Here is a 2,313-nt window from a genome sequence, read left to right as displayed (position 1 = left end):
GGCCCGCCAGGCCACGCCCGGGGCGGTGCGGTGGGGCGCGGCCACCAGCGGGTCCGGCTGGTGTCGTCCCGTTGCGTCTCCGGCGTCTCCTGGCTGCCTTGGCGCTGGCCTGGCTGGCCTGGCTGGTTACCGGGCAGATGGCTGCCGGACAGATCGGCATGCTTCGCTCATCGGGTATGCCGGGCCGTCGGGCGCGGCACAATGAGCTCGTGCCCGCCCCATCCCCCCAGCTGGACCCCGCGATCGCAGACCGGCTCAAACGTGACGCCGCCGGCCTGTTCCCGGCGGTCGCCCAGCAGTACGACACCGGCGAGGTGCTGATGGTTGGCTGGATGGACGACGAGGCCCTGCGCCGGACGCTGACCACCGGACGGGCCACCTACTGGAGCCGCAGCCGCCGGGAGTACTGGGTCAAGGGGGACACCAGCGGCAACCTGCAACTGGTCCGCTCGGTGTCGCTGGACTGCGACGGGGACACCGTCCTGGTCCAGGTCGACCAGATGGGACCGGCCTGCCACACCGGCAGCCGGAGCTGTTTCGACGGCCGGACGCTGCCGGCCACCGTCATCGATCCGCCCATCGATCCGGCGCAGGCGCGCGACGCCCGGCGCGCGGGCGTCGCCGAAGAACCCGCGAGGGGAGCACAGCCGTGACCACAGGGGAGATCAGCCCCGGCCGCTCGCGGTTCCACGAGCTGGCCGCCGAGTACCCGGTGGTCGCGGTGACCCGCAGCCTGCTCGCCGACGGCGAGACCCCGGTCGGGATCTACCGCAAGCTCGCCGGCGGCCCCGGCACGTTTCTGCTGGAGTCGGCCGAGAACGGCGAGGCATGGTCGCGGTATTCGTTCGTGGGCGTCCGGGCCGCGGCCACCCTCACCGAACGTGACGGATCGGCGGTCTGGCTGGCCGGTGACCCCCCGCCGGGGCTGCCCACCGGCGGCGACCCGCTGGAGATCCTGCGGGCGGCGCAGGCGACGTTGCGCGCACCCCGGCTGCCCGACGGCCCGCCGCTGACCGGCGGACTGGTGGGCTACCTGTCGTACGACATCATCCGACGGGTGGAACGGCTGCCCTCGACCGCCGTGGACGATCTGGGCATGGCCGAGCTGCGCATGATGCTCACGGCCGACCTGGCCGTCTTCGACCACCGGGACTGCTCCTGCCTGCTGATCGCCAACGTGTTCACCCGCGGCGGCGGCGATCTGGACGCGGCCTACGACGACGCCCTGCACCGGCTCGAGGTCATGACGGCCGGCCTGTGCAAGTCGACCGAGCCGACCGTGGCCAGCACCGGGGTGCCGGCGAAGCTGTCGATCGCGGACTTCGTCTCGGCAACCCCACCGGAGCGTTTCGAGGCGTCCGTCGAGACCGCCATCGAGGAGATCCGGGCCGGCGAGTGCTTCCAGATCGTGGTCTCCCAGCGCTTCGAGCGGCGGACGACGGCCGCCGCCCTGGACATCTACCGGGTGCTGCGGGCGTCCAACCCGAGCCCGTACATGTACCTGCTGCGCTTTGACGACCATGACGTGATCGGCTCCTCGCCGGAGGCGCACGTGACGGTGACCGGGCGCCGCGCCCTGCTGCACCCGATCGCCGGCAGCCGGCCCCGCGGTGCCACCCCGGAGGCGGACGCCGAGCTCGCCACGCAACTGCTCGCCGACCCCAAGGAACGGTCCGAACACGTGATGCTCGTCGACCTGGTCCGCAACGACCTGGGCCGGGTCTGCGAGCCGGGGTCGGTGCGGGTGGTCGAGTTCGCCGCCGTCGAACGGTTCTCGCAGATCATGCACATCGTCTCGACGGTGACTGGCGAGGTCGCCGCGGACCGCTCGGCCGTGGATGTCCTCACGGCGACCTTCCCCGCCGGGACCCTCACCGGCGCGCCGAAGGTGCGCGCGATGGAGATCATCGAGAGCCTCGAGCCCACCCGCCGGGGCCTGTACGGGGGCGTGGTCGGCTACCTGGACTTCGGCGGTGACCTGGACACCGCGATCGCCATCCGCACCGCCGTGTTGCGCGACGGCGTCGCCTACGTGCAGGCCGGCGCGGGTATCGTCGCCGACTCCGTCCCCGCGGCCGAGAACGACGAGAGCCGCACCAAGGCGGCGGCGGTGCTGCGGGCGATCGAGATCGCCGAGTCGCTGCGTCCGCCGACATGACCGGGGGAGCACCACCGCGGACGCCGTCCGCGACCGCCGGTGAGCACCGCGACGACGGCACCCGCGCGGCCCACGACACCACGGCTCCCGGTGCTCCCGGTGCTCCCGGTGCTCCCGCGGACCGTGACGCGTCCGCGGCCGGGGGTGGACAGGCC

At 73.1% G+C, this 2,313-nt stretch carries 2 protein-coding genes; both read left to right on the top strand.

Annotated elements, in window-relative coordinates; translation table 11 throughout:
• The first annotated feature begins 176 nt into the window (after nucleotides 1-176).
• Complete coding sequence (gene hisI, locus FrCorBMG51_RS04440; RefSeq protein WP_047221819.1) at nucleotides 177-653, top strand: phosphoribosyl-AMP cyclohydrolase; 477 nt, start codon at nucleotides 177-179, stop codon at nucleotides 651-653.
• A complete protein-coding gene (locus tag FrCorBMG51_RS04435) occupies nucleotides 650-2,158 on the top strand; it encodes an anthranilate synthase component I (protein ID WP_047221818.1) in 1,509 nt (502 codons plus the stop codon). Before hisI ends, FrCorBMG51_RS04435 begins: the two co-directional genes overlap by 4 nt.
• The last annotated feature ends 155 nt before the right edge of the window (nucleotides 2,159-2,313 follow it).

Origin of the sequence: Protofrankia coriariae, assembly GCF_001017755.1 — a bacterium.
Lineage (GTDB): Bacteria > Actinomycetota > Actinomycetes > Frankiales > Frankiaceae > Protofrankia > Protofrankia coriariae.
This window is presented reverse-complemented; position numbering and strand designations above follow the sequence as displayed.

Coding starts and splice junctions, on each gene's coding strand:
- hisI (WP_047221819.1), top strand. CDS start 177: ATGCCGGGCCGTCGGGCGCGGCACAATGAGCTCGTGCCCGCCCCATCC.